Source organism: Streptococcus sp. Marseille-Q5112 (assembly GCF_916700555.1).
GTDB lineage: Bacteria > Bacillota > Bacilli > Lactobacillales > Streptococcaceae > Streptococcus > Streptococcus symci.
The window spans coordinates 136693-162899 of record NZ_CAKAKP010000002.1 but is presented as its reverse complement, the minus strand read 5'-3'; the positions used below and the strand labels follow the sequence as shown (position 1 = coordinate 162899).

Below are 26207 nucleotides of genomic sequence, written 5' to 3'. Positions count from 1 at the left end.
TAGGTTTAAAAAGAATTGGAGACTATATGAGTTCAAAGAAGAAAAAAAACAAGATGGAGCGTGGTCTGACTAATCGTCACGTGCAGGTTATGGCCATTGCGGGAACAATCGGAACAGGACTCTTTTTGGGAGCAGGTCGTTCTATTAGCCTTACAGGTCCTTCCATTGTACTGATTTATATGATTACTGGGGCTTTCATGTTCCTTATGATGCGTGCGGTTGGGGAAATGCTCTACCAAGACCCTGAGCAACATACCTTTATCAACTTTATCACGCGCCATTTGGGTAAGGGCTGGGGTTATTTCTCGGTTTGGTCCTACTGGCTATCCGTTGTCTTTATAGGTATGGCGGAAATCACTGCTATCTCTCACTATGTTCAGTTTTGGTTCCCTAGCTGGCCAAGTTGGATGATTGAGATTGGATTTTTGACCATTCTAGCCTTAGTCAATCTGATTGCGGTGAAGCTCTTTGGGGAAGTTGAGTTTTGGTTTGCGATGGTCAAGATTGTGGCTATTTTAGCTATGATTGCCACAGGAGTCTTTATGGTCTTGACAGGCTTTAAGACACCACATGGAGTAGCAAGTTTGGCCAATATCACCGACAATTTCTCCCTCTTCCCTAATGGTGGAGTGAACTTTGTCATGGCCTTTCAGATGGTTTTCTTTGCTTACCTCATGATTGAGTTTATCGGGGTAACAACTTCTGAAACCAAAAATCCACGTCAAGTCTTGCCAAAAGCCGTTAAGGAAATTCCTTTGCGTATCGCCTTTTTCTACGGTGGTGCCCTCTTAGCCATCATGGCTATCATTCCATGGCGTGAGCTTGCATCGGCTGATTCTCCTTTTGTTACAGTATTTGAATTGGCAGGTATCAAGTGGGCAGCAGCCTTGATTAACTTCGTCGTTTTGACATCAGCAGCATCTGCTCTTAACTCAACCCTTTATTCAACAGGACGTCATTTGTACCAGATTGCTCATGATTCGCCAAATTCATTCTTAAAGGCTATTAAGGCAGATACTCTTTCTCGCCACAATGTGCCACAAAATGCCATCATCGCTTCAGCAATCTTGATTGCCCTAGCAGCCTTTATTAATGTCTTGCCAGGTGTTTCAGATGCCTTTGCCTTGATTACGGCATCATCATCAGGTGTTTATATTGCCATTTATATCTTGATTATGGTGGCTCACCTTAAATACCGCAAGTCACCAGACTTTATGGCGGATGGCTATCTCATGCCCCATTATCGTTTCTTAAATCCTTTAACCATGCTCTTCTTTGCCTTTGTCTTTGTAACCCTCTTTTTACAAGAGTCTACATTTGTAGGAGCAATCGGATCAGCTATCTGGATTATCGGTTTCGGGATTTATAGCCAGTGGAAATTTAGAAAATAGATTTGAAACTCATCAACTCAGGTTGGTGAGTTTTTGCTAGTTTGACAGTCTATTGAAATAAGACTATAATCAAGCTGTAACAGTATTTAAGGAGATTTAGATGTACTTTAGATTGGAAAATAAGGAATCCCATAAATCACAAGAAATAGGGAATCTGATTCGTGTTTATAACCGTTCAAAACGAGAAGAAGTTGAAAGTGAGCCACTTAATCTTTATGTCGAAGATGAAGAGGGCAATCTTCTGGCAGGTTTGATAGCAGAGACTTTTGGAAATTGGCTAGAAATCGAGTATTTATTTGTAAAAGAGGAACTCAGAGGGCAAGGAATCGGTTCAAAACTATTGCAGCAAGCAGAAACTGAAGCTAAGAATCGAAACTGTCGTTTTGCTTTTGTCAATACTTACCAGTTTCAAGCTCCTGATTTTTATAAAAGGCATGGCTACAAGAAAATTTTTACATTACAAGACTATCCCTACATTGGGCAAAGGTATTATTACCAAAAGAATCTGTAAGGTGAGTATGAAGGTATGGTACAAAGAGAGACTCACACATAAGTATGGAGGCGGACTGATGGATATAATACTGGATATGGGCAATGTTTAAGGAGATTCTCGATAAATACCAGTTAAATCCTATAAATTGTGTCATTCTAGACGATATGGAGGACAATACAATCGCAGCTGAGACATTAGATGTGAAATCCTACGATGCTGTAGATGTTTTGAAAAAAATTGAATAGGCAGAAACTCTCTATCATTTAGGTGGTAGAGGTTTTTTGTTAATAAAAATTTACAAAATGACATTTATATATTGCATTAAGTTAGATATATGATATAATGTTGTTAAAAAGAGGCGCAACTTTTTAAAATTAATGATGATCAAAGAGAAAACCAAGAATATTAATGGAGGAATTAAAAAATGGAAGTTATAAATGTAAGTAAAAATTATGGTCATTCAACCATTCTCAAAGATATAAATTTCGCACTTAATAAGGGTGAAATTGTTGGTCTAGTAGGGAGAAACGGAGTTGGCAAGAGTACATTGATGAAAATTCTTGTTCAGAATAATCAACCGAATTTAGGGAATATTATAAGTAGTGATAATGTTGGGTATTTAATCGAAGAACCAAAATTATTTTTATCTAAAACAGGTTTAGAGAATTTAAAATATTTGTCAAATTTATATGGAATTGACTACAATCAAGAAAGATTTGGAAGTTTGATCCAAGAGTTAGATTTGACTCAGTCTATTAATAAAAAAGTAAAGACCTATTCTTTGGGTACAAAACAAAAATTAGCTTTGCTTCTAACTCTCGTTACGGAACCTGATATATTGATTTTAGATGAACCGACTAATGGTTTAGATATTGAATCATCACAAATAGTTTTAGCGGTTCTAAAAAATTTAGCTTTACATGAAAATGTGGGAATTTTAATATCGAGTCATAAATTAGAAGATATTGAAGAAATTTGTGAGAGGGTTCTTTTCTTGGAGAACGGACTTTTGACATTTCAAAAAGTAGGAAAAGATAGTCATAATTGCTTGTTTGAGATAGCTTTTTCATCAGCTACAGATAAAGACATTTTTATTACCAAACAAGAATTTGGGGATATTGTTCAGGAAGAGGGACTGAGAATTACTATGTCTGGGAATATTCAAAGTAGTGAGCTTTTTAAATTTTTTAACGAAAACTCTATTAAAGTAGTTGATTTTGAAACTAAAAAAGAGACGCTTAAAGATATTTATCTAAATCGTTCAAAATAAAGGAAGGTTATAATCATGAAATTAAATAAATTGAATTTTCTTAAGGAAAATATAAGAGATTTATATTCATCAGGCGTAATATATCTCGGTTTGATTATCTCGTTTATACCGCCGATATTGGTTACATTCTTTATTCTAAAGACTCAAGGGACATCGCTTGGTATTAAGCATATTTCAAACTTTTATGCTATGCTCGGTATGTTAATGGCTATTATACATGCTAATCGAATTATTAGCAGGGATTTTTCCCACAATACGATCAGTTTATTTTATAATCAACAGAAAAATCGGATGATTTACGTCTGGTCTAATTTTCTATATGTCATCTCAGTTTCCATTATTTATTCTTTGAATGGCATTGTGCTACTAGTCATCGTAAGTAAATTGGGTGTTCCAGGTGATTTAGGATTAGATTTTATAGTATCCATTGTAGTCAATACAATTTTGTTAGTCCTATTTTATTTTCTATTATCTTATATTTTCTATTTATACAAATTGAAAAGTGGCTTGGTATTTGGTATTTTAGTAGCTTTACTACTCTTTATCCCTAATATATTAAATACGATTATGATGAATACTAGTAATGATTTGTTTATCAAAGCAATTGAACTTCTTCCTTTTTATTCTTTACCTGTATTTGTAGCTTCAAATACGATGTCTATTAGTCAGTATCTTGTGGTAATCACTACAATCATTTTACTGTACTTGTTCACTCTCAAGAAAAGCAAGGAGTATTCATTTTAGTTTCATTTAGTATTATTTTGCAGACTTAAAATCCAGCAAAAATCAGTCATCTTGCTATGCTCCTGCTCTTGTTGTGTACACGTTTTTGTCTTATGCTAGACTCATTTCCAAAAGCATTATATAATAGTGATATGAAAGCAACTAAATAAGAATACAAGCAATCAAAACTCGTTTAAAAGACCCTACTAAAGCTAATACTAAACAAAAAATCAAATAGCAAACTAGGAAGTTTATTTCAAACAATCCAACATACTGATTTTAGTCTGAAGATAATATTGGAGTGCTAATTAATGAGGTTATAATAAATAGCTGACAGCTTGTGTTGATTTTGGATTTTTTAAGAGTAGATGAGTATTAAAACTATAAGGAGGACGCAGGTGGCTAAAAATTTAAAATTAAAATTAGCTCGGGTAGAGCTTGATTTAACTCAAGGTCAATTGGCAGAGGCTGTGGGGGTGACGCGCCAGACTATTGGTTTGATAGAGGCAGGGAAATACAATCCCAGTCTCTCGCTTTGCCAGTCTATTTGCAGATGTTTAGGAAAAACCCTAGACCAACTATTTTGGGAGGAAGAAGATGGTAAATAAATTCATTCATTATCAATTACTTGACGAAAGAGAAGAACAACTAATCAATAAAGCTGGGGCAGAGTCTTTTTCACTCTTTATTGGGCTTGTACTTCTAAGCTATTTGGTGGCAGTGTTGGCTCCATCTCTTTTTAATCCGAATTTTCTAGTCTATACTCTGATAGTAGGAATTTTCTTCTTTTTCAATCGTGCCCGTTATCTGGGAGTGACCTACTATAGTCGTTTTCATTTTACGATTTTGGGTTGTTTTTTCCTAACCTTGGCTATTACGGCTCTTTTGATGTTACAGAATTATCAATTCAACATAGAAGTTTATCAGCACAATCCTTTGAACGTTAAATACCTATCTGCTTGGGCAATTACTTATGTTATTTACCTTCCCTGGGTCTTTATTGGCAATCTTGGTCTTAAGAGCTATGGCGAATGGGCTCAGAAAAAGTTTGAACAAGACATGGATGAACTGGAGAGTGGAGAATAGCTTGTTACTCTTTTCTCAATCCAGCCAAAATGTGTTATAATAGTACTAATTTATTGGAATACATGAAAGTTCTTAAAAATTTTCATGTGTTTCTAGCTAAGGAAGTAGGAAAAGTATGTATCCAGATGATAGTTTGACATTGCACACGGACTTGTACCAGATCAACATGATGCAGGTTTACTTTGACCAAGGAATTCACAATAAAAAGGCGGTCTTTGAGGTTTATTTCCGCCAACAGCCTTTTAAGAATGGCTATGCGGTTTTTGCAGGTCTAGAAAGAATTGTGAATTATCTGGAAGACCTGCGTTTTTCAGATAGTGATATTGCCTATTTGGAGTCGCTAGGCTATCATGGGGCATTCTTGGACTATCTCCGCAATTTCAAGTTGGAGTTGACTGTTCGTTCTGCCCAAGAAGGGGACTTGGTTTTTGCTAATGAACCGATTGTGCAGGTGGAAGGCCCTCTAGCTCAATGTCAGTTGGTCGAAACGGCTCTTTTGAACATCGTCAACTACCAGACCTTAGTGGCGACTAAGGCAGCTCGTATTCGCTCGGTTATAGAAGATGAGCCCTTGATGGAGTTTGGAACACGTCGGGCGCAAGAAATGGATGCGGCTATCTGGGGAACACGCGCAGCGGTGATTGGTGGCGCCAATGGGACTAGCAATGTGCGTGCTGGTAAACTCTTTGACATTCCTGTCTTGGGGACCCATGCCCATGCCTTGGTGCAGGTTTATGGCAATGACTATGAGGCTTTCAAGGCTTACGCTGCGACCCACAAAAATTGCGTCTTTCTTGTGGATACCTATGACACCCTTCGTATCGGTGTGCCAGCTGCCATTCAGGTGGCGCGTGAGCTGGGTGATCAGATTAACTTTATGGGTGTGCGGATTGACTCTGGGGATATTGCCTACATTTCTAAGAAAGTCCGTCAGCAACTGGACGAGGCTGGATTTACAGAGGCTAAGATTTATGCTTCTAATGATCTAGATGAAAATACCATCCTCAACCTCAAGATGCAAAAGGCCAAGATTGATGTCTGGGGTGTGGGAACCAAGCTGATTACAGCCTATGACCAGCCAGCTCTTGGGGCAGTTTATAAGATTGTTGCAATCGAAGATGAAAATGGGAACATGCGCAATACCATCAAGCTGTCTAATAATGCGGAAAAAGTGTCTACACCAGGTAAGAAGCAGGTGTGGCGCATTACAAGTCGTGAAAAAGGCAAGTCAGAAGGAGACTATATCACTTATGATGGCGTAGATGTTGCCAGCATGACAGAAATCAAGATGTTCCATCCGACCTATACTTACATCAAGAAGACGGTTCGTAATTTTGACGCTGTTCCTCTCTTAGTGGATATCTTCAAAGACGGAAAATTGATTTACAACCTGCCTAGCTTGACTGAGATTCAGGATTATGCTCGTAAGGAATTTGACAAGCTTTGGGATGAGTATAAGCGTGTGCTCAATCCGCAGCACTATCCAGTGGATTTGGCGCGTGATGTATGGCAAGACAAGATGGACTTGATTGATAAGATGCGTAAGGAAGCCCTTGGTGAAGGAGAAGAAGAATGAGTTTGCAAGAAACGATTATCCAAGAGCTGGGTGTCAAACCGGTGATTGATGCCCAGGAAGAAATCCGTCGTTCTATAGATTTTTTAAAAAGATATCTGAAAAAACATCCCTTCCTAAAAACTTTTGTACTAGGGATTTCTGGGGGTCAGGACTCAACCTTGGCAGGTCGATTGGCCCAATTAGCTATGGAAGAACTGCGAGCAGAAACAGGAGATGACAGCTACAAATTTATCGCTGTCCGCTTGCCATACGGAGTGCAAGCTGATGAAGCAGATGCCCAAAAGGCTCTTGCTTTTATCCAGCCAGATATTAGCTTGGTGGTCAATATCAAGGAATCAGCTGATTCCATGACAGCTGCAGTTGAAGCGACAGGTAGTCCTGTTTCAGATTTCAACAAGGGCAATATCAAGGCTCGCTGCCGTATGATTGCTCAGTATGCCCTTGCGGGTGTCCATAGTGGAGCAGTAATTGGAACAGATCATGCTGCGGAAAATATCACAGGCTTTTTTACCAAGTTTGGTGACGGTGGTGCGGATATTCTCCCTCTTTACCGCCTCAATAAGCGTCAAGGAAAACAACTCTTGAAGGAACTTGGTGCAGACCCAGCCCTTTATGAAAAAATCCCAACAGCAGACCTAGAAGAAGATAAACCAGGTCTAGCTGATGAAGTAGCCCTCGGAGTCACTTATGAAGAGATTGATGACTACCTAGAAGGAAAAACAATCAGCCCAGAAGCTCAAACAAGAATCGAAAACTGGTGGCACAAAGGCCAACATAAACGCCACCTACCCATCACCGTATTTGATGACTTTTGGGAGTAAAAAGGTCCGGGGGACCTTTTTAGCTTCTTGCCCTGAAACTCGAGAGCAAGAATAACCTCCAGTGGAGGTTTTCAGCCTCTCGCCTTGAAATAAGAAAGTGAGAGAAGGTCCGGGGGGGCCTTTTTAGCCCGAGTCTAAAAATAGAAAAACGAGGAAGGTTCGGTAACTCACCGAGTTCGATTTTGTCGTTTCACCCCCGCAACGATGACTAGGTTTGAAAAAGCTTGCTAGAGCGTATTTCAAACCAGACAGCGACTGCGTCAAGGAACTAGATGAAAAACTTGTTTTTTAGTTGTTACTGAGTTTAGTCTTTTTACCCTGAGCATGGAAACAGGTAAGCGAAGAAGGTCCGAGAAACCTTTTTAGCTTATTACCTTGAAATTCAAAAGCAAAGCAAATATAAATGGAGATTGGACATAGAATCATCTATCAGAAAGCGAGGTAGTTTCGTGAAATCTATCGGTACACAAACATTACAGACAGAACGTTTGATTTTAAGAAGATTTGTGGAAAGTGATGCAGAAGCCATGTTTCAGAATTGGGCTTCATCCGCTGAGAATCTGACCTATGTCACTTGGGATCCCCATTCTGATGTCGATGTGACTCGAAATTCCATTCGTAATTGGGTTGCCTCTTATACAAATCCCAACTATTACAAATGGGCCATTTGTCTCAAAGAAAAGCCAGAGCAGGTGATAGGAGATATCAGCATCGTTGCAATAGATGAGAACGATTCTTCTTGTGAAATTGGTTATGTGTTAGGCAAGAAATACTGGGGTCATGGTATAATGACGGAGGCCTTGAAAGCTGTCTTGGATTTCTGTTTTACTCAAGCAGGTTTTCAAGATGTCAGAGCACGATATGCTAGTCTCAATCCAGTTTCAGGTCGTGTCATGGAGAAGGCTGGAATGTCCTATCTAAAGACTATTACCAATGGTGTAGAGAGAAAAGGCTATCTTGCGGACCTTATTTATTATCAGATAAGTATGGAAGACTAGTGAAGTTTCTTTTCAGTTTCCATCAAAGTCAGACCTTGTCTGGCTTTTTTTGAACCATTTTTTACATAACCTGATTAAATTCCTATTTTTCCCTATCATTGTCCCTGTTTTTTCTGGAGTTTTAGGGCTATAATAGTCCTATCAAATCAAAGAATGGAGGAAGGCAATGGATAATATAATCTTTTTAATCAGTGTTTTTCTTGCTGGAATTCTTTCCTTCTTTTCTCCTTGTATTTTACCCTTGTTACCGGTCTATGCAGGGGTCTTGTTGGATGATAAAGATGGTGCTCATATTTCTAGTGGCAAATTTTCAATCTCAGTTGTTAGTTTATTGCGAACTCTAGTTTTTATAATAGGGATTTCCTTTGTTTTTATCTTACTAGGCTATGGAGCTGGTTTTTTAGGCAATTTGCTGTATGCTTCTTGGTTTCAGTATGTGACGGGTGCGGTTATCATTCTCTTGGGATTACACCAGATGGAAGTCTTACATTTGAAGGGGCTCTACAAGGAAAGAAGGCTACAATTAAAGAGACAGGAGCAAAAGGGTAAGGGCTATAGTCAGGCATTTTTACTGGGGTTGACCTTTAGTTTTGCTTGGACACCTTGTGTGGGGCCGGTTCTGGGTTCTGTTTTGGTCTTGGCAGCTTCAGGTGGCTCAGGTACTTGGCAGGGAGCTGCTCTCATGTTGATTTACACGCTGGGTTTGGCGCTACCATTTTTGGTTCTAGCTCTAGCCTCCAGCTATGTTTTGAAACATTTTCGAAAACTCCATCCTTATCTAGGAACCCTCAAAAAAGTGGGTGGTTTCCTCATAATCGTAATGGGAATTTTGGTGCTTTTGGGAAATACGTCTATTTTGACTACATTATTTGAATAGAGAGGAAGAAGAAATGAAAAAATGGCAAACATGTCTCCTTGGAGTCGGCTCAATTTGTTGCTTGGCAGCCTGTTCGGCTAAAAACATGCCAGACGAATCTACTATGAAGGAGCAAACCAAAACAGAACAAGTCAGTGCGCAAACTGCTACTAAAGGTCAGGCGGTTGCTGATTTCGAACTGACGGGAGTAGATGGCAAGACCTACCGCTTGTCTGATTACAAGGGCAAGAAAGTCTATATCAAATTCTGGGCTTCTTGGTGTTCTATCTGTCTAGCTAGTCTTCCAGATACGGATGAAATCGCTAAAGATGCTGGTGATGATTATGTAGTTTTGACAGTGGTATCTCCTGGACACAAGGGAGAACAAGCAGAATCGGACTTTAAGAACTGGTACAAGGGCTTGGATTATAAAAATTTCCCAGTCCTAATTGACCCATCAGGCAAACTATTGGAAAGTTATGGTGTTCGTTCTTACCCAACTCAAGCCTTTATAGACAAGGAAGGTAAGCTGGTCAAAACGCAACCAGGTTTTATAGATAAGGATATGATTTTAAAGACATTGAAAGAAATGGGGTAGAGAAAGGTCATGAATGATAAAGTAAAATTGTTTGTCTTGGCAGGAATCTTTTTCCTAGCCATAACCGGTTTCTATTTTCTATTGATGCGAAATGCAGGGCAGACAGATAGCTCGCAAATTGAGAAAGCATCAGTTAGCCAAGGAGGAAAAACAGTGAAAAAAACAGAAATTAGTAAAGACGCAGATTTGCATGAAATTTATCTAGCTGGAGGATGTTTCTGGGGAGTGGAGGAATACTTCTCACGCGTTCCCGGAGTAACGGATGCTGTTTCAGGCTATGCAAATGGTAGAGGGGAAACAACCAAGTACGAATTGATTAACCAAACAGGTCATGCGGAGACTGTTCATGTCACCTATGATGCCAAGCAAATTTCCCTCAAGGAAATCCTGCTTCATTATTTCCGCATTATCAATCCAACCAGCAAAAATAAACAAGGGAATGATGTGGGAACCCAGTACCGTACTGGTGTTTATTACACAGATGACAAGGATTTAGAGGTAATCAACCAAGTCTTTGATGAGGTGGCTAAGAAATACGACCAACCTCTAGCAGTTGAAAAGGAAACCTTGAAGAATTTTGTAGTGGCAGAGGATTACCACCAAGACTACCTCAAGAAAAATCCAAATGGCTACTGCCATATCAATGTCAATCAGGCGGCTTATCCTGTCATTGATGCCAGCAAATATCCCAAACCAAGTGATGAGGAATTGAAAAAGGCCCTGTCACCTGAGGAGTATGCAGTCACCCAGAAAAATCAAACAGAACGAGCTTTTTCAAACCGCTATTGGGATAAATTTGAATCTGGTATCTATGTGGATGTGGCAACTGGCGAACCCCTCTTTTCATCAAAGGATAAGTTTGAGTCTGGTTGTGGCTGGCCTAGTTTTACCCAACCCATCAGTCCAGATGTTGCTACCTACAAGGAAGATAAGTCTTACAATATGACACGCATGGAAGTGCGGAGCCGAGTTGGAGATTCTCACCTTGGCCATGTCTTTACGGACGGCCCACAGGACAAGGGTGGCTTGCGCTACTGTATTAATAGTCTCTCTATCCGCTTTATTCCCAAAGACCAAATGGAAGAAAAAGGCTACGCTTATTTACTAGATTATGTCGATTAAGAGGGCTTTCCTAAGCAGTTAGGGGAGAATTTTGCTATACTGATACTAGTAAGTGACAAAGGAGAGAAGCATGACCTACACAATCTTAATCGTAGAAGATGAATATCTGGTAAGACAAGGTTTGACCAAGCTGGTCAATGTAGCAGCCTACGATATGGAAATCATCGGTCAGGCTGAAAATGGAAGGCAGGCTTGGGAATTGATTCAAAAGCAGGTGCCAGATATCATTTTAACTGATATCAACATGCCTCAGCTAAATGGCATCCAGTTGGCCAGTCTGGTCCGAGAAACCTATCCTCAGGTTCATTTGGTCTTTTTAACAGGCTACGATGATTTTGATTATGCTTTGTCTGCTGTCAAACTAGGTGTGGATGACTACCTGCTCAAGCCCTTTTCTCGTCAGGATATTGAGGAAATGTTGGGGAAAATCAAGCAAAAGTTGGATAAGGAAGAAAAGGAAGAGCAATTACAAGATTTATTGTTCGATAAGTTTGAGGGAAATATGGCCCAGAAAATCCAGTCCCATCTGGCTGATAGCCAATTTAGTTTAAAGTCTTTGGCCAATGACTTGGGCTTTAGTCCGACTTATCTGAGTTCTTTGATTAAGAAAGAGTTGGGCCTACCTTTTCAGGATTATTTGGTGCGAGAACGTGTCAAACAGGCCAAGCTCTTGCTTTTAACTACGGATCTGAAAATTTACGAGATTGCAGAGAAGGTTGGTTTTGAAGATATGAACTACTTTACCCAACGTTTTAAACAGATTGCAGGTGTGACACCTCGTCAGTTTAAGAAGGGGGAAGGTCGATGAAGCGTTCTTCACTCCTAGTTAGAATGGTTATTTCTATCTTTCTGGTCTTTCTCATTCTCCTAGCTCTGGTTGGGACTTTCTACTATCAATCTAGTTCTTCAGCCATTGAGGCTACCATTGAAGGCAATAGCCAAACGACTATCAGCCAGACTAGTCACTTTATCCATTCTTATATCAAAAAATTAGAAACCACCTCGACTAGCTTGACCCAGCAGGCGGACGTCCTAGCTTATGCTGAGAATCCCAGTCAAGACAAGGTCAAGGGAATCCGAAATCTGTTTTTGACTATCTTGAAGGCAGACCAGGACTTGAAAACTGTTGTTCTGGTCACCAAATCCGGTCAGGTCATTTCTACAGATGATAGTGTGCAGATGAAAACCTCCTCTGATATGATGGCTGAGGATTGGTACCAAAAGGCTATTCATCAGGGAGCTAAGCCCGTTTTGACACCAGCTCGTAAATCAGATAGTCAGTGGGTCATTTCTGTCACTCAAGAACTTGTTGATGCAAAGGGAGCTAATCTGGGCGTTCTTCGTTTGGATATTTCTTACGAAACTCTGGAAGCCTATCTTAACCAACTCCAGTTGGGTCAGCAGGGCTTTGCCTTTATCATCAATGAAAACCATGAATTTGTTTATCATCCTCAACACACAGTTTATAGTTCGTCTAGCGAAATGGAGGCCATGAACCCCTATATTGAGACAGGGCAGGGTTATACTCCAGACCACCAATCCTATGTCAGTCAAGAAAAGATTGCTGGAACTGATTGGACGGTGCTGGGCGTGTCTTCACTGGAGAAGCTAGACAAGGTTCGGAGTCAACTCATGTGGACCTTGCTTGGTGCTAGTGTCACCTCTCTTCTTGCCTGTCTCTTCTTGGTGTGGTTCAGTCTTAAACGCTGGATTGCCCCTTTGAAGGACTTGAGAGAAACTATGCTGGAAATTGCTTCTGGTAATCAGAATCTTCGTGCCAAGGAAGCGGGTGCTTATGAACTGAGAGAGGTGACTCGCCAGTTCAATGCCATGTTGGATCAGATTGATCAGTTGATGATAGATATTCGCAGGCAGGAGGAAACGACCCGTCAGTACCAACTTCAAGCTTTATCAAGCCAGATTAACCCCCATTTCCTCTATAATACCTTGGATACCATCATCTGGATGGCTGAATTTCAGGATAGTCAGCGAGTGGTTCAGGTGACCAAGTCCTTGGCAACTTATTTCCGCTTGGCTCTAAATCAGGGTAAGGATTTGATTTGTCTCTCTGACGAAATCAATCATGTCCGCCAGTATCTCTTTATCCAGAAACAACGCTATGGCGATAAGCTGGAATACGAAATTGCTGAAAATCCTGCCTTTGATAATCTAGTCTTGCCCAAGTTGGTGTTACAACCCTTGGTAGAAAATGCTCTTTACCATGGCATCAAGGAAAAAGAAGGTCAGGGTCATATTAAAGTTTCTGTTCAGAAACAGGATTCAGGACTAGTCATCCGCATTGAGGATGATGGGGTTGGTTTCCAAGATGCTAGCGATAGTAGTCAAAGTCAACTCAAACGTGGAGGAGTTGGTCTGCCAAATGTTGACCAGCGTCTTAAACTTCATTTTGGAGAAGATTATCAGATGAAGATTGATTCTGCACCTTGCAAAGGAACGACGGTTGAAATATACATAAATAGAATAGAAACTAGCTAACTCCCAGTCAATTCTGGGAGTTTTATGCGTAATTGGGCAAGCTTTCTAGGTTGTCTATCTTGCTAAAAATAAGAAAAAACGATATGATAGATAGTGACAAAAGAGGTATCAAGTATGAAGGAAAAAGACATTCAAAGAGAAACAAGCCAGATTGTAGAAGATGTGTTAGAAAAGGCCAATTTGAAGCAAGGATCTATCTTTGTTTTGGGTCTTTCTTCTAGTGAAGTGATAGGTGGTCAGATTGGTAAGGAATCCAGCCAAGAAATTGGGGAAATCATTGTGAAGACCATCCTAGATATCCTAGAGGAAAAAGGAATTCATCTAGCTGTTCAAGGTTGTGAACATGTCAATCGGGCCCTCGTTGTTGAACGTCAGGTTGCAGAGCAGTTTGGTCTGGAAATCGTTAGTGTCCTTCCTACCCTTCATGCAGGAGGTTCAGGTCAGTTGGCAGCCTTCAAGTTTATGCAAGATCCAGTTGAGGTTGAATTTATCAAGGCTCATGCTGGATTGGATATCGGAGACACTGCAATTGGCATGCATGTCAAGCATGTTCAGGTTCCGATTCGCCCTCTTTTGAGAGAAATTGGGCATGCCCATGTAACGGCTCTTGCTAGTCGTCCAAAATTAATTGGAGGTGCGCGTGCGCACTATCCGCAAGATTCTATTAGAAAGTCATAAGAATGAGAAAAACAAAACAACAACTTGAAAAAATTACTAAATATTCCATTCGCAAGTTAACTGTTGGGGTTGGTCCTGTAGCCATCGGGGCCTTCCTTTTTGGTGCAAGTGCCCTTTCAGTAGATAAGGTACAAGCCAATGAAGTTGGTGGAGCTCATAGCGTTCATTACCGTTATTTGGCGGAGCAGGAATTGACCGAGTCTGAAAAAGCCTTAATTCACCATGAAGTCCCTTCGGAGTTTCAAGAGGATGATATTATCTATGCAGTGTATCGAAAGAAAGCTAGTACCTACCAAGAACTTCCTTATACAGGGAGTAAAGAATTAGCCTTGGCTGGTATAGGGTTGGCTACGGCTTCTTTGGCTGTTTTATTAATCTCTAAAAAACATCGTGGTAAGGTGCTTGGTGTCTTATTAATTAGTTCGATTGGTGCAAGCAACTTTGTTCCTTTCACCACATTTGCGTTTGAAAATAAAGAATTGCTTTCTTATAACCAAACTATTTCGGCTTCTACACATGAAGGTTTGGCTGAAGGGATTATCCACATTGATGGCTATGAATACATTGGATACTTCAAGGAAGCAGAACTCCATCCATCAAGGCCAGCTTCAGCTGAGAAGCCTCAGTTGCCAGTAGAAAAGCAAAGTGCAAATGAAATTGATAAGACAGAAGTAGTTCAAGAAAAACCAGTTTCTGAGAAACCTCAGTCAAGACTGGAAGAGAGCTTGGTAGATATTCCTTTTGAAACAGTCACAAGCCCAGATACCAATCTAGCAGAAGGACAGACTCGTATCGTCACAGCTGGAGTAAATGGTCAGCGTCGCATTGTAACCAAAGTATCGATGGTTAATGGTCAAGAAGTTAGAGAAGTCATCGAAGACCAAGTGGTTCAAAATCCTGTTTCGCAAGTCATTGCAGTCGGAACTAAGAAAGAAGAGCAACCTGCCCCAACTCCAGTACCACAAGCTGAACCAACGCATCAGGTAGCTAAAGGAACGCAAGAGGCAGGCAAAGAAGGTCAAGCCTTAACGCAACCAACCTTACCAGAGGCTCCAGTTGAAGCAAAAGGAACGCAAGAGGCAGGCAAAGAAGGTCAAGCTCTAACACAACCAGAACTACCAGAGGCTCCAGTTGAAGCAAAAGGAACCCAAGAGGCAGGCAAAGAAGGACAATCTCTAACACAACCCGAATTGCCAGAGGCTCCAGTTGAAACGAAGGGCACTCAAGAAGAAGGTAAAGCAGGTCAAGCTCTGACACAGCCAAAATTACCAGAAGCCCAAGTAGAAGTAAAAGGTACACAAGAGGAAGGTAAAGCAGGTCAAGCCCTTATACAAGAACAGTTACCTGAGTACAAAGTAACTGAGGGAGCGGTTACGAAAGAAACTACTACTGAGATTGACTATAAGACAGAAATTATCGAGGATCCAACCAAATATACGGATGAAGAAACTGTAGTTCAAGATGGAGAAAAGGGCAGTAAAATTACCAAAACGACTTATAAGACTCTCGAAGGTGTTGAGACTGACCAAGTTTTAAATACAACAACTACTGTTGTCAAAGAACCAGTCACTAAAAAAATAAGCCGTGGGACAAAACCAATTGAAGGAACTCTGGTGGAAGAAAGTCTTGAAAAGATTCCATTTAAGGAAGTTCTTAAAGAAGATGACCAACTGAAAAAGGGTGAAAGAGTTACTGTCCAAGAAGGAAAAGATGGGCAGAAAAAAGTTACCAAGACTTACAAAACTCTCAAAGGTTTAAAAACTGAAGAAGCACCTAAAATTGTGGAACAGGTTCTGGAGTTAGACCAAGATCGTATCGTCAAATTAGGAACTAAAAACTTTGAAAAACCAATCTTAAGTTTGTCACTTGTTGATGTTAATGATTTGAAACGATCATCTCAAATTCGTTATAATTTGGAAAATCCAAGTAAAGCAGCCATTAAATCTATCACTCTAACTCTGAAAAAGGGTGATGAAATTGTTAAAACTTTGAATGTTTCACCAGACGACTTGACAACGACCTTGACAGATTTGCAGTACTACAAGGATTATAAACTTGAAACTAAGATGGTTTATGACCGTGGTGAGGGTGATGAGGAAGAAGTTCTTAAAGAAGAACCGCTAAGAATTGACCTCAAAAAAGTTGAAATCAAAAACATCAAAGAAACAAGCTTGATGAGTGTGGATGCTGACGGTAATGAAACAGATACTAGTTTGCTGACAGAAAAACCAACTGATCTTGCTCCGCTTTATTTACGAGTGACCACTCATGACAATAAAATAACAAGACTGGCTGTTGACAAGATTGAAGAAGTAGAAAAAGACGGAAAAACTTTATACAAAGTCACTGCCAAAGCACCTGATTTGATTCAACGGAATTCTGACAACACACTTAGCGAAGAGTATGTCCATTACTTTGAAAAACAAAAAGCACACGATGGTGATGTATATTATAGCTTTAACGACCTAGTAACGGCTATGAAAGCTAATCCAAGTGGTACCTTTAAACTTGGTGCAGATTTGAATGCAGCAAATGTACCAACTCCGAATAAACAATATGTACCTGGTAAATTTAGCGGAACTTTAACAAGTGTTGACGGTAAACAATATACCATTCATAATATGGCTCGTCAGTTATTCGATAACGTTGAAGGCGGTACAGTTAAAAACATTAACTTAGGTAATGTTAATATCAATATGCCTTGGATTGAAAATATTTCCGCACTATCAAGAGTAATTAAAAATGCCACAGTTGAAAATGTTAAGGTAACTGGTAGTATCCTTGGTAAAGATGGTATTGCTGGTATCGTAAATAAAGGAGATACTGGTGGACTTCTTAAAAATGTTGCTTTCATCGGTAAACTAACAGGTGTCGGTAATAAAGGTTGGGATCTTGGTGGTATCGCCGGAGAACTTTGGCGTGGTAATATTAAACATGCATACGTAGATGCTGATATTGTTGCAGATAGAGCACGTGTTGGTGGACTTGTCGCTAGAACCGATAACGGTTCTGATCCTAATGGTATTGATAAATACGCTTCTGTTCGTAACGCTGTTACTAAAGGAACTATTGATGTGAAGAACCCTGTTGAGGTAGGTGGTTTCATTAGTAAAAACTGGACATGGGGGCGTGTTGCTGACACAGTTTCAATGATGAAAGTCAAAAACGGTGAAGAATTCTACGGTTCTAGAGATTTAGAAGCAGAAGGTGGATATTACACAAAAAACTGGATTGAAAGAAACTACGTTGTTAAAGATGTGAGTGAAGGTTCTCACTCATTTAACGGTTCTCGTAGTAATCGAATCCAAGAAATCAGCCTAGAAGATGCAAATAAAAAAATAGAATCATTCGGAATTACAGCTGATAAGTTTGAAATTAAACCTCTTGTTGAAGATGCACTTAATAACGTAAAACCAAAAACAGATACTTATAAAGATACTCAAGATTATGATGTATCTCGTGAGCTTGCTTACCGTAATATTGAAAAGCTTCAACCGTTCTACAACAAAGAATGGATTGTAAATCAAGGTAATAAGATTCCTGAAGATTCTAAATTACTAAATACGGAAGTTTTATCTGTTACAGGTATGAAAGATGGACAATTTGTGACCGACTTATCAGATGCTGATCACATTATGATTCATTACGCTGATAAGACGAAAGAAATTAAGGCTATTACACAAAAAGAATCTAAGGTTCAACAAGTTCGTGAATATAGTATTGAAGGATTAGGTGATATTGTCTATACACCAAATATGGTTGTTAAAGATAGGACACAATTGATCAGCGATATCAAAGCTAAATTAGCTTCTGTTGAACTTGATTCAGATGAAGTTCGTAAGATTAATAACAATCCTAAGATGTTATACATGGAAGAAAGCTTCAAAGAAGTAAAAGATAATCTTGATGCTTTAGTTAAAGCTTTAGTTGAAAATGAAGACCATCAATTAAATACGGACGAAGCAGCTAAACGTGCATTGATTAAAAAAGTTGAAGATAACAAAGCTAAAATCATGTTAGCTCTGGCTTATTTAAACCAATACTATGGAATTAAATTTGACGGATTAAATATCAAAAATATGATGACCTTCAAACCGGATTTCTACGGTAAGAACGTTAACGTACTTGATAGATTAATCAGCTTCGCTTCAAATGGTAACAACCTAAAAGGTGATCAATCACATGATGCATTTAACAGAGCTCTTGCAAGTGCTACTGGTAAAGCTAACTTACACGAATTCCTGAAGTACAACATGGAATTATTCACTAGTGAAACAGATATGAATACTTGGTTCAAGAATAACATTGCAGATAACGCTTATGTTGTTGAGAAACAATCATCAAATCCAGATTTCGCTAATAAGAAACATAAATTATATGAAGTAATTAATAATGGGCATCACGGACGTTATATTTTACCACTTCTGAATTTGAAGAAAGCGCATATGATCTTAATTACGACCTATAATACCATTGCCTTTAGTTCATTTGAGAAATATGGTAAGAACACAGCAGAAGAACGTGAAGCGTTCAAGAAGCAAGTTGATTTACGTGCGCAAGAACAAATCAATTATTTAGATTTCTGGTCAAGACTTGCTGCAGATAATGTACGAAATAATCTTCTTAAGAGTGAAAATATGGTACCATCTGCAATTTGGGATAACCATGATGTACCAGGTTTGGGATGGGTTGACCGTATGGGACATACGAAGAAAGGCGATTTTGCTCCAATTCGTGAATTCTATGGTCCGACTGATAAGTGGCACGGATACAATGGAATGGGTGCATACGCTTATATCTTCCAAAATCCACAACCACAAGAGGCCGTATATTACATCATCTCTAGCATGATTAGTGATTTTGGTACATCTGCATTCACTCACGAAACAACTCACATCAATGACCGTATGGCCTACTTAGGAACATGGCGTCACCGTGAAGGAACAGACGTTGAAGCCTTTGCTCAAGGTATGTTGCAATCACCATCAGTTTCAAATCCAAATGGTGAATATGGTGCCTTAGGATTAAACATGGCTTACGAACGTCAAAATGATGGAAATCAAATTTACAACTATAATCCAAATGTGTTAAATAGTCGTGAGAAAATCGATCACTACATGAAGAATTACAATGAATCCATGATGATGCTTGATTACTTAGAAGCTGAGTCTGTCATCAAGAAAAATACTGGAACAAATGATAAGTGGTTCAAGAAGATCGATAAGAAATATCGTGAAAAAGCGGATCGCAATGGCTTAGTTGGTGAACCACACCAATGGGATTTAGTTCGTGATTTGAATGATGGCGAAAAGAATACGAAGCTGACAAGTATTGATCAACTGGTTGATGGAAACTTTGCAACGAAACATGGATTACCAGGAAATGGTCATTACCGTACTGAAGGATTTGATTCTGCTTATACTGTAGTAAATATGATGACAGGTATTTATGGTGGTAATACAAGTAAGAGTGCGGTTGGTTCAATCTCATTCAAACATAATACCTTCCGTATGTGGGGGTACTTCGGTTATCTAGATGGATTCTTAGGTTATGCATCAAACAAATACAAACAAGAATCTAAAGCAGCAGGTAATGTAGGTCTTGGTGATGACTTTATTATTAATAAAGTTTCTAACGGCAAATTCCAAAGCTTAGAAGCATGGAAGAAAGCATGGTATCATGAAGTACACGAAAAAGCCCAAAGAGGTTTTGTTGAAATTGAAATCGATGGTCAAAAGATTTCAACTTACGCACAACTTCAGACTTTATTTGATGCAGCGGTCGAAAAAGACCTTCAAGGTAATGATTTCAAGAATACTGTAGATCTTAAATGGAAGGTTTACAAACAACTCTTGCAGAAATCAGATGGATTTGCTGGTGATTTATTCACTAAAGCATAATCAATAGTAAGAAAATAATAAAAAGGTAGATCAGCTTTGTCTGGATCTGCCTTTTTGTGCTATACTTAAGGTATGCATAGAAAAACAGTGATTGATTTTAGGGCTTTGGGGGAGAGATGCACCTTTACCCAGCCGATTAAAGAGTTAAAAACGAGAAATGTAGCAGAAGTGGCAGACTTGCTGGCACAAGTGGAAAGCTACCAAGAGCAAGGTTATTATGTGGTGGGCTATGTCAGCTACGAGGCTGCACCTGCTTTTGAGGAGAAATTAGCAGTTCATAAAGCTCCTTTACTGGGAGAGTACCTGCTATATTTTACAGTTCATGACAGCGTAGAAACATCCCCTATTCCTCTGACTTATGATGAGGTTGATTTGCCTTCAAATTGGCAGGAAGTAACGTCTGCAGAGGATTATGAAAAGGCTATTGCCCAGATTCACCATCATTTGCGGCAGGGGGACACCTATCAGGTCAACTACACCGTCCAACTCAAGCAAGATTTAAGTGCTAATTCTTTTGCCATCTACAATCGTATGGTAGTAGAGCAGGAGGCGGGCTACAATGCTTATGTTGAACATGACGAGATGGCAGTGATTTCCATGAGTCCAGAGCTCTTTTTTGAGCAAAATGACCGTGAGTTGACAACGCGACCAATGAAGGGAACGACTCAGCGTGGAGTGACTGACCAAGAAGACTTGGAGCAGGCCAGTTGGTTGGAACAGGATCCCAAAAATCGCTCTGAAAATATGATGATTGTGGACCTCTTGCGCAACGATATGAACCGTATTTCTGAAGTGGGAAGTGAACATGTGGAGCGTTTGTGTCAAGTGGAGCAGTATTCGACTGTTTGGCAGATGACTTCGACTATCAAGAGTCGGTTGAGAGCAGATGTTGACCTTGTTGAAACCTTTCGCTCTCTCTTTCCTTGCGGTTCCATAACGGGAGCACCGAAAATTGCGACTATGGAGATTATCAAGGACTTGGAGCCACAACCGCGCGGAGTCTATTGTGGAACCATTGGTCTCTTGCTTCCAAATGGGCGACGAATTTTCAATGTAGCCATTCGGACCATTCAACTGCATCAAGGGAATGCCATCTATGGAGTAGGCGGAGGCATTACATGGGATAGCACATGGGAATCTGAATACCGCGAGGTTCATCAAAAGGCTGCTGTTCTCTATCGTAAACAAGCTCGTTTCCAACTGATTACGACTGGGAAAATCAGCCAAAAACAACTGCTGTTTGAAGAGCAACATATAGAAAGACTGAGAAAGGCAAGTCGATATTTTGCTTTTCCTTTTGACCCAGAAATTTTGAGACAAAAGATTGAAGCAGAGTGTCAGGCTTGTGATGCTAATCAAGATTACCGCTTGCGAATTTCTCTCAGCAAGTCTGGAGAGATAGAAGTCGATCGCCAAGTATTAACACCCCTTAGTACAAGCTTTTGTCAGGCCCAACTCTGCCCTCAGGAAGCCAATTTGCAACAAGCTTTTACCTACTTCAAAACGACTCACCGACCGCATTTGAACCTAGGGGAGCAAGAGATCATTTACCACAATAAGTCTGGAGAACTTCTTGAAACCTCTATTGGAAATTTGGTTCTGAAAATCGATGAGAAACTCTACACACCGCCTATCCGACTTGGAATCTTACCAGGCATTTACCGTCAGCATTTGCTGGAAACAGGACAGATAGAAGAGAAAGTCTTGACCTTGGCAGATTTTGCCCAAGCAGAAGCTATCTATGGCTGTAATGCAGTCAGGGGCTTGTATGAGCTGTCAGTAAGGGAGAACTAAATGAAATTAATATTTTTACATGGCCTAGGTCAGTCAGCAGATAGTTGGAAAGAAGTGCAAGAGTTGCTTGTAGATTATCCTTCTGAAGCCCTAGAGTTATTTCCTTCCGGAGTTGCTACCTATCAAGAAGCTAAGGAGCGCATTTATCAGCACTTGTCAGAGGAGACAGAACCTTTTGTCCTAATCGGTTTGTCCTTAGGAGCTGCACTTGCATTAGAGCTGTCAAGTTACGATTTGCCAAATCTTCAGGCCTTGGTTTTGTCAGGCTGTCCATTGAAACTAGCTGGCAATATCCCTTTTTACATTCAGTTGCTGATATTTAAACTACTCCCCAAAAGGACATTTGAGAAACAGGGAGCAGATAAATCGCTTTTGGTTGGAGTTTCTGAGGAATTAAAAACACTTGATTTAAGAGAGATTGCAAAGAATTGTCCCTATCCAACTTTGTTAATTTGTGGTAGTCAAGATAAGCCTAATCTCAGTTCAATGAAAGCTATTCAAGAACTGATGCCAAATTCCCAGTTCCAGATTATCCCTGACGGTCCTCATGTCTTGAATAGAGCCAAACCAAAAGAGTTTGCAGCAATAACTAGAAGTTTTCTTGAATTGCTGAAATAAGTTTGATAAAACAACATTAAAAACGATATTATAATTATGGGAGAAAGAAATGAACAAACGTCTATTTTTTAAAATGAGTCTGGCTACCTTGCCAGTTTTAGCCTTGTTTTCACAGCCTGTGTTAGCGGAAGAAAACATTCATTTTTCTAGCTGTAAGGAAGCTTGGGCGAATGGATATGCGGATATTCATGAGGGAGAACCTGGTTATTCTGCCAAGTTAGACCGTGATCATGATGGTGTGGCGTGTGAATTGAAAAATGCTCCAAAAGGTGCTTTCAAACCAAGAAAATCGATTGATGTAAAAACAAACTCTAGCTCAGCAATCACAAGTGGATGGGTTCAAAAGGATGGAGTTTGGTACTATCATGATGACAAGGGAAATCCTGTAACCAATACTTGGAAGGGAAGTTATTATCTAAAATCAGATGGTAAAATGGCTCAGAATGAATGGGCTTATGATACATCCTATCAAGCCTGGTACTATTTGAAATCAGATGGATCGTATGCTCGTAATGCATGGCAAGGTTCATACTATCTTAAATCAAATGGTAAAATGGCTCAGAATGAATGGGTTTATGATACATCCTATCAAGCTTGGTATTATTTAAAATCAGATGGATCGTATGCTCGTAACGCATGGCAAGGCTCTTACTATCTTAAATCAAATGGTAAAATGGCACAAGGTGAGTGGATTTACGATGCTTCATACCAAGCTTGGTATTATCTAAAATCAGATGGATCGTATGCTCGTAATGCATGGCAAGGTTCTTATTACCTAAAATCAAATGGTAAAATGGCACAAGGTGAGTGGATTTACGATGCTTTATACCAAGCTTGGTACTATTTGAAATCAGATGGTTCATATGCTCGCAATGCATGGCAAGGCAATTATTATCTAAAATCAGATGGTAAAATGGCTGTCAATGAATGGGTAGATGGTGGGCGTTATTATGTAGATGGCTCAGGTTTGTGGAAATCGAATTCAAATTCGAATTCGAATTCCAAAGTAACTAATAAAGGCTTATATTACAGCGTTCAAGGGAAGTACGATGAGATTCTTGTTGTAAATAAACACTATCCTTTGTCTAAAGACTACAATCCAGGTGAAAACCCAACTGCTAAAGCTGCCTTTTTAAAACTGATTGCACAGATGCAAAAAGAAGGCTATGCTATCGGCAATAACTATAGTGGATTTAGAAGTTATGGAACTCAAGCACAATTATATCAAAGCTACGTAAATAAAGAAGGTCAGGCTGCGGCTGATCGTTATTCAGCTAGACCTGGCTATAGTGAACACCAAACAGGTCTTGCCTTTGATGTTACTGGTACAAATGGTCAATTAGTAGAAGATGCAGGAGCTGCTCAATGGTTATTAGATCATGCAGCAGACTATGGTTTTGTTGTTCGTTACCTTAAAGGAAAAGAAAGTGTAACTGGTTATATGCACGAAGAATGGCATTTACGCTATGTTGGTAAAGAAGCTAAAGAAATAGCTGCAAGTGGATTAACACTCGAAGAATACTACGGATTTGATGGTGGCGACTATCTTAACTAAAATTTGTCACTAATATAATGCAAACCTTTGCATTGGTCGAAAATTTTTGTTATACTATTCCTGTAAGCATTTCCATTAATGAAAAGATATAAAGGAGAAAAGATGAGTCAAAAGATTATTGGGATTGACCTTGGTGGAACTTCTATCAAATTTGCAATCTTAACAACAGCAGGAGAAATCCAAGAAAAATGGTCTATCAAGACTAATATTTTGGATGAGGGAAGTCATATCGTTGATGATATGATTGAGTCTATTCAACATCGCTTGGACTTGCTTGGATTGGCAGCAGCAGACTTCCAAGGTATTGGAATGGGATCACCAGGTGTGGTTGACCGTGAAAAAGGGACTGTTATCGGTGCCTACAACCTCAACTGGAAAACCCTTCAACCAATCAAAGAAAAGATTGAAAAAGCCTTGGGCATTCCTTTCTTCATCGATAATGATGCCAATGTAGCTGCTCTTGGTGAACGTTGGATGGGTGCTGGTGATAACCAACCAGACGTTGTCTTTATGACACTTGGTACAGGTGTTGGTGGCGGTATTGTTGCAGAAAGCAAATTGCTTCACGGTGTTGCTGGTGCAGCAGGTGAGCTTGGCCACATCACTGTTGACTTTGACCAACCAATCGCATGTACCTGTGGTAAGAAAGGCTGTCTTGAGACAGTCGCTTCAGCAACAGGGATTGTCAACTTGACTCGTCGCTATGCGGATGAATACGAAGGCGATGCAGCCTTGAAACGCTTGATTGATAATGGAGAAGAAGTAACTGCTAAGACTGTCTTTGACCTTGCAAAAGAAGGAGACGACCTTGCTTTGATCGTTTACCGTAACTTCTCACGTTACTTGGGAATCGCTTGTGCTAACATTGGTTCAATCCTTAACCCCTCAACCATCGTCATCGGTGGTGGTGTATCAGCTGCAGGAGAATTCCTTCTACAAGGTGTTCAAAAGGTTTACGACGAAAATACCTTCCCACAAGTACGCACAACAACTAAATTGGCTCTTGCAACTCTAGGAAATGACGCTGGAGTTATCGGAGCAGCATCACTTGTATTGCAGTAAAATAATAAAAGGAGAAAAACACTACTTTAAATCGAGTGATTTTCCTCCTTTCTTTTTTTATGCTATACTAGTTAGGACAATAAATGAGGTGAGAGTAAATGACAAAAGCAGATACGATTTTTAAAGAAAATATTGAACGAATCCTCAAAGACGGTGTCTTTTCAGAGCAGGCTCGTCCCAAGTACAAGGATGGAACCGTTGCCAACTCCAAGTATGTAACGGGTGCCTTTGCAGAGTATGACTTAGCAAAAGGGGAATTCCCCATCACAACCTTGCGTCCTATTGCCATCAAATCCGCAATCAAGGAAGTGCTCTGGATTTACCAAGACCAGTCAAATAGCCTAGACGTGCTTAATGACAAGTACAATGTTCACTACTGGAATGACTGGGAAGTGGGAGATACGGGAACTATTGGTGAGCGTTACGGGGCGGTCGTTAAGAAACACGACATCATCAATAAGCTTCTCAAGCAGTTGGAAGCCAACCCTTGGAACCGCCGCAATATTATCTCTCTCTGGGATTATCAAGCTTTTGAGGAGACGGACGGCCTCCTCCCATGTGCCTTTCAGACCATGTTTGATGTCCGCCGTGTAGATGGAGAAATCTATCTGGATGCGACCTTGACCCAGCGTTCTAACGACATGCTAGTGGCTCACCATATCAACGCTATGCAGTACGTGGCTCTTCAAATGATGATTGCCAAGCATTTTGGCTGGAAGGTTGGGAAGTTCTTCTACTTCATCAACAACCTCCATATCTATGATAATCAATTTGAACAAGCAGAGGAATTGCTCCGTCGTGAACCGTCAAACTGCCAACCACGCTTGGTTTTAAATGTTCCTGATGGGACTAGTTTCTTTGATATCAAAGCAGAAGATTTTGAGTTGGTGGATTATGACCCTGTCAAGCCGCAGTTGAAGTTTGACCTAGCTATTTAAAAGAATAGAAAAAAGAAGTTGAGAAAATAAATCCCAACTTCTTTTGTTTTTTAACGTGATACGCGGCGACGAGCTGCTTTTTTACGGTTTTCTTCGATGAAAGCTGCTTTTTGCTCTTCTGGTTCGATCACTTTCTTTTTAAATGCGTATACTGCACCTGCGACGGCAGCGACAGTTCCTGCGACACCTGTTACAAGACCTTTAGCAAATCCTTTAGCCATGAGTCTTCCTC

23 protein-coding genes are annotated in these 26207 nt (G+C 39.9%); 22 read left to right on the top strand and 1 reads right to left on the bottom strand.

The genetic code is table 11. From position 1 onward, the window contains the following. The first annotated feature begins 26 nt into the window (after nucleotides 1-26). The 22 genes from LG372_RS02765 to LG372_RS02660 all read left to right on the top strand — a co-directional run bounded on the left by LG372_RS02765 (nucleotide 27) and on the right by LG372_RS02660 (nucleotide 25975). Nucleotides 27-1391 carry an amino acid permease gene (locus LG372_RS02765; RefSeq protein ID WP_049552262.1) on the top strand — a complete coding sequence of 455 codons (1365 nt, stop codon included), beginning with the start codon at nucleotides 27-29 and terminating at the stop codon, nucleotides 1389-1391. Nucleotides 1392-1491: 100 nt separating this feature from the next. Further along, the gene (locus LG372_RS02760; RefSeq protein ID WP_413252012.1) at nucleotides 1492-1902 is read left to right on the top strand and encodes a GNAT family N-acetyltransferase; all 411 of its coding nucleotides are present in this window, start codon (nucleotides 1492-1494) and stop codon (nucleotides 1900-1902) included. An 83-nt stretch (nucleotides 1903-1985) separates the two neighbouring features. Next, nucleotides 1986-2129 carry a hypothetical protein gene (locus LG372_RS02755; protein ID WP_020902218.1) on the top strand — a complete coding sequence of 48 codons (144 nt, stop codon included), beginning with the start codon at nucleotides 1986-1988 and terminating at the stop codon, nucleotides 2127-2129. Nucleotides 2130-2308: 179 nt separating this feature from the next. Beyond that, nucleotides 2309-3154 (top strand): ABC transporter ATP-binding protein, encoded by an 846-nt coding sequence (locus LG372_RS02750; protein ID WP_080978365.1) that lies wholly within the window; start codon nucleotides 2309-2311, stop codon nucleotides 3152-3154. A gap of 15 nt (nucleotides 3155-3169) precedes the next feature. Beyond that, nucleotides 3170-3898 (top strand): ABC transporter permease, encoded by a 729-nt coding sequence (locus tag LG372_RS02745; RefSeq protein WP_049552261.1) that lies wholly within the window; start codon nucleotides 3170-3172, stop codon nucleotides 3896-3898. Between the two features lie 377 nt (nucleotides 3899-4275). Continuing rightward, nucleotides 4276-4485 carry a helix-turn-helix transcriptional regulator gene (locus tag LG372_RS02740; RefSeq protein ID WP_001107500.1) on the top strand — a complete coding sequence of 70 codons (210 nt, stop codon included), beginning with the start codon at nucleotides 4276-4278 and terminating at the stop codon, nucleotides 4483-4485. Continuing rightward, nucleotides 4475-4963, top strand: coding sequence for a DUF6773 family protein (locus tag LG372_RS02735; protein ID WP_033680009.1), 489 nt, complete (start codon nucleotides 4475-4477; stop codon nucleotides 4961-4963). The genes LG372_RS02740 and LG372_RS02735 overlap by 11 nt, the downstream gene beginning before the upstream one ends. 115 nt (nucleotides 4964-5078) lie before the next feature. Then, nucleotides 5079-6539, top strand: a complete 1461-nt coding sequence (locus LG372_RS02730) for a nicotinate phosphoribosyltransferase (protein WP_049552260.1) — start codon at nucleotides 5079-5081, stop codon at nucleotides 6537-6539. Continuing rightward, nucleotides 6536-7360: an ammonia-dependent NAD(+) synthetase gene (gene nadE, locus LG372_RS02725; protein ID WP_049552259.1), complete on the top strand. Its 825-nt coding sequence runs from the start codon at nucleotides 6536-6538 to the stop codon at nucleotides 7358-7360. The genes LG372_RS02730 and nadE overlap by 4 nt, the downstream gene beginning before the upstream one ends. Nucleotides 7361-7809: 449 nt before the next feature. After that, nucleotides 7810-8358 (top strand): GNAT family N-acetyltransferase, encoded by a 549-nt coding sequence (locus LG372_RS02720; protein WP_049552283.1) that lies wholly within the window; start codon nucleotides 7810-7812, stop codon nucleotides 8356-8358. A gap of 166 nt (nucleotides 8359-8524) precedes the next feature. Then, nucleotides 8525-9235: a thiol-disulfide oxidoreductase-associated membrane protein CcdA2 gene (gene ccdA2 / locus LG372_RS02715; RefSeq protein ID WP_049552258.1), complete on the top strand. Its 711-nt coding sequence runs from the start codon at nucleotides 8525-8527 to the stop codon at nucleotides 9233-9235. 13 nt (nucleotides 9236-9248) lie between these two features. Next, a complete protein-coding gene (locus LG372_RS02710) occupies nucleotides 9249-9812 on the top strand; it encodes a redoxin family protein (protein ID WP_049552257.1) in 564 nt (187 codons plus the stop codon). Between the two features lie 9 nt (nucleotides 9813-9821). Continuing rightward, nucleotides 9822-10934, top strand: coding sequence for a peptide-methionine (R)-S-oxide reductase MsrB (gene msrB, locus LG372_RS02705; protein WP_049552256.1), 1113 nt, complete (start codon nucleotides 9822-9824; stop codon nucleotides 10932-10934). A 70-nt stretch (nucleotides 10935-11004) separates the two neighbouring features. Next, nucleotides 11005-11742, top strand: coding sequence for a response regulator transcription factor (locus tag LG372_RS02700; protein ID WP_049552255.1), 738 nt, complete (start codon nucleotides 11005-11007; stop codon nucleotides 11740-11742). Beyond that, the gene (locus LG372_RS02695) at nucleotides 11739-13430 is read left to right on the top strand and encodes a sensor histidine kinase (protein ID WP_225742062.1); all 1692 of its coding nucleotides are present in this window, start codon (nucleotides 11739-11741) and stop codon (nucleotides 13428-13430) included. The genes LG372_RS02700 and LG372_RS02695 overlap by 4 nt, the downstream gene beginning before the upstream one ends. A gap of 114 nt (nucleotides 13431-13544) precedes the next feature. Continuing rightward, complete coding sequence (locus tag LG372_RS02690) at nucleotides 13545-14108, top strand: TIGR01440 family protein (RefSeq protein WP_049521452.1); 564 nt, start codon at nucleotides 13545-13547, stop codon at nucleotides 14106-14108. Nucleotides 14109-14110: 2 nt separating this feature from the next. Further along, nucleotides 14111-20008 carry a ZmpA/ZmpB/ZmpC family metallo-endopeptidase gene (locus tag LG372_RS02685; RefSeq protein WP_225742061.1) on the top strand — a complete coding sequence of 1966 codons (5898 nt, stop codon included), beginning with the start codon at nucleotides 14111-14113 and terminating at the stop codon, nucleotides 20006-20008. Between the two features lie 72 nt (nucleotides 20009-20080). Next, entirely contained in the window at nucleotides 20081-21802 is a 1722-nt protein-coding gene (gene pabB, locus LG372_RS02680) for an aminodeoxychorismate synthase component I (RefSeq protein WP_225742060.1), read from the top strand. Next, on the top strand, nucleotides 21803-22420 hold the full coding sequence (locus LG372_RS02675) for an alpha/beta fold hydrolase (RefSeq protein ID WP_049552251.1): 618 nt from the start codon (nucleotides 21803-21805) through the stop codon (nucleotides 22418-22420). A 49-nt stretch (nucleotides 22421-22469) separates the two neighbouring features. Continuing rightward, nucleotides 22470-23975 (top strand): LD-carboxypeptidase LdcB/DacB, encoded by a 1506-nt coding sequence (gene ldcB, locus LG372_RS09785; RefSeq protein ID WP_225742059.1) that lies wholly within the window; start codon nucleotides 22470-22472, stop codon nucleotides 23973-23975. A gap of 102 nt (nucleotides 23976-24077) precedes the next feature. Beyond that, entirely contained in the window at nucleotides 24078-25037 is a 960-nt protein-coding gene (locus LG372_RS02665; RefSeq protein ID WP_049551829.1) for an ROK family glucokinase, read from the top strand. 98 nt (nucleotides 25038-25135) lie between these two features. Beyond that, nucleotides 25136-25975 (top strand): thymidylate synthase, encoded by an 840-nt coding sequence (locus LG372_RS02660; RefSeq protein WP_049551828.1) that lies wholly within the window; start codon nucleotides 25136-25138, stop codon nucleotides 25973-25975. 50 nt (nucleotides 25976-26025) lie between these two features. Here the strand turns inward: LG372_RS02660 and LG372_RS02655 are convergent, their stop codons facing one another. Next, nucleotides 26026-26196 (bottom strand): DUF3042 family protein, encoded by a 171-nt coding sequence (locus LG372_RS02655; RefSeq protein ID WP_001051780.1) that lies wholly within the window; start codon nucleotides 26194-26196, stop codon nucleotides 26026-26028. Nucleotides 26197-26207 lie beyond the last annotated feature (11 nt).

Bases quoted from the DNA above. Each gene is read 5' to 3' on its own strand.
- LG372_RS02765 (WP_049552262.1), top strand. From the start codon at position 27: ATGAGTTCAAAGAAGAAAAAAAACAAGATGGAGCGTGGTCTGACTAAT.
- LG372_RS02760 (WP_413252012.1), top strand. From the start codon at position 1,492: ATGTACTTTAGATTGGAAAATAAGGAATCCCATAAATCACAAGAAATA.
- LG372_RS02755 (WP_020902218.1), top strand. From the start codon at position 1,986: ATGTTTAAGGAGATTCTCGATAAATACCAGTTAAATCCTATAAATTGT.
- LG372_RS02750 (WP_080978365.1), top strand. From the start codon at position 2,309: ATGGAAGTTATAAATGTAAGTAAAAATTATGGTCATTCAACCATTCTC.
- LG372_RS02745 (WP_049552261.1), top strand. From the start codon at position 3,170: ATGAAATTAAATAAATTGAATTTTCTTAAGGAAAATATAAGAGATTTA.
- LG372_RS02735 (WP_033680009.1), top strand. From the start codon at position 4,475: ATGGTAAATAAATTCATTCATTATCAATTACTTGACGAAAGAGAAGAA.
- LG372_RS02730 (WP_049552260.1), top strand. From the start codon at position 5,079: ATGTATCCAGATGATAGTTTGACATTGCACACGGACTTGTACCAGATC.
- nadE (WP_049552259.1), top strand. From the start codon at position 6,536: ATGAGTTTGCAAGAAACGATTATCCAAGAGCTGGGTGTCAAACCGGTG.
- ccdA2 (WP_049552258.1), top strand. From the start codon at position 8,525: ATGGATAATATAATCTTTTTAATCAGTGTTTTTCTTGCTGGAATTCTT.
- LG372_RS02710 (WP_049552257.1), top strand. From the start codon at position 9,249: ATGAAAAAATGGCAAACATGTCTCCTTGGAGTCGGCTCAATTTGTTGC.
- msrB (WP_049552256.1), top strand. From the start codon at position 9,822: ATGAATGATAAAGTAAAATTGTTTGTCTTGGCAGGAATCTTTTTCCTA.
- LG372_RS02700 (WP_049552255.1), top strand. From the start codon at position 11,005: ATGACCTACACAATCTTAATCGTAGAAGATGAATATCTGGTAAGACAA.
- LG372_RS02695 (WP_225742062.1), top strand. From the start codon at position 11,739: ATGAAGCGTTCTTCACTCCTAGTTAGAATGGTTATTTCTATCTTTCTG.
- LG372_RS02690 (WP_049521452.1), top strand. From the start codon at position 13,545: ATGAAGGAAAAAGACATTCAAAGAGAAACAAGCCAGATTGTAGAAGAT.
- LG372_RS02685 (WP_225742061.1), top strand. From the start codon at position 14,111: ATGAGAAAAACAAAACAACAACTTGAAAAAATTACTAAATATTCCATT.
- pabB (WP_225742060.1), top strand. From the start codon at position 20,081: ATGCATAGAAAAACAGTGATTGATTTTAGGGCTTTGGGGGAGAGATGC.
- LG372_RS02675 (WP_049552251.1), top strand. From the start codon at position 21,803: ATGAAATTAATATTTTTACATGGCCTAGGTCAGTCAGCAGATAGTTGG.
- ldcB (WP_225742059.1), top strand. From the start codon at position 22,470: ATGAACAAACGTCTATTTTTTAAAATGAGTCTGGCTACCTTGCCAGTT.
- LG372_RS02665 (WP_049551829.1), top strand. From the start codon at position 24,078: ATGAGTCAAAAGATTATTGGGATTGACCTTGGTGGAACTTCTATCAAA.
- LG372_RS02660 (WP_049551828.1), top strand. From the start codon at position 25,136: ATGACAAAAGCAGATACGATTTTTAAAGAAAATATTGAACGAATCCTC.
- LG372_RS02655 (WP_001051780.1), bottom strand. From the start codon at position 26,196: ATGGCTAAAGGATTTGCTAAAGGTCTTGTAACAGGTGTCGCAGGAACT.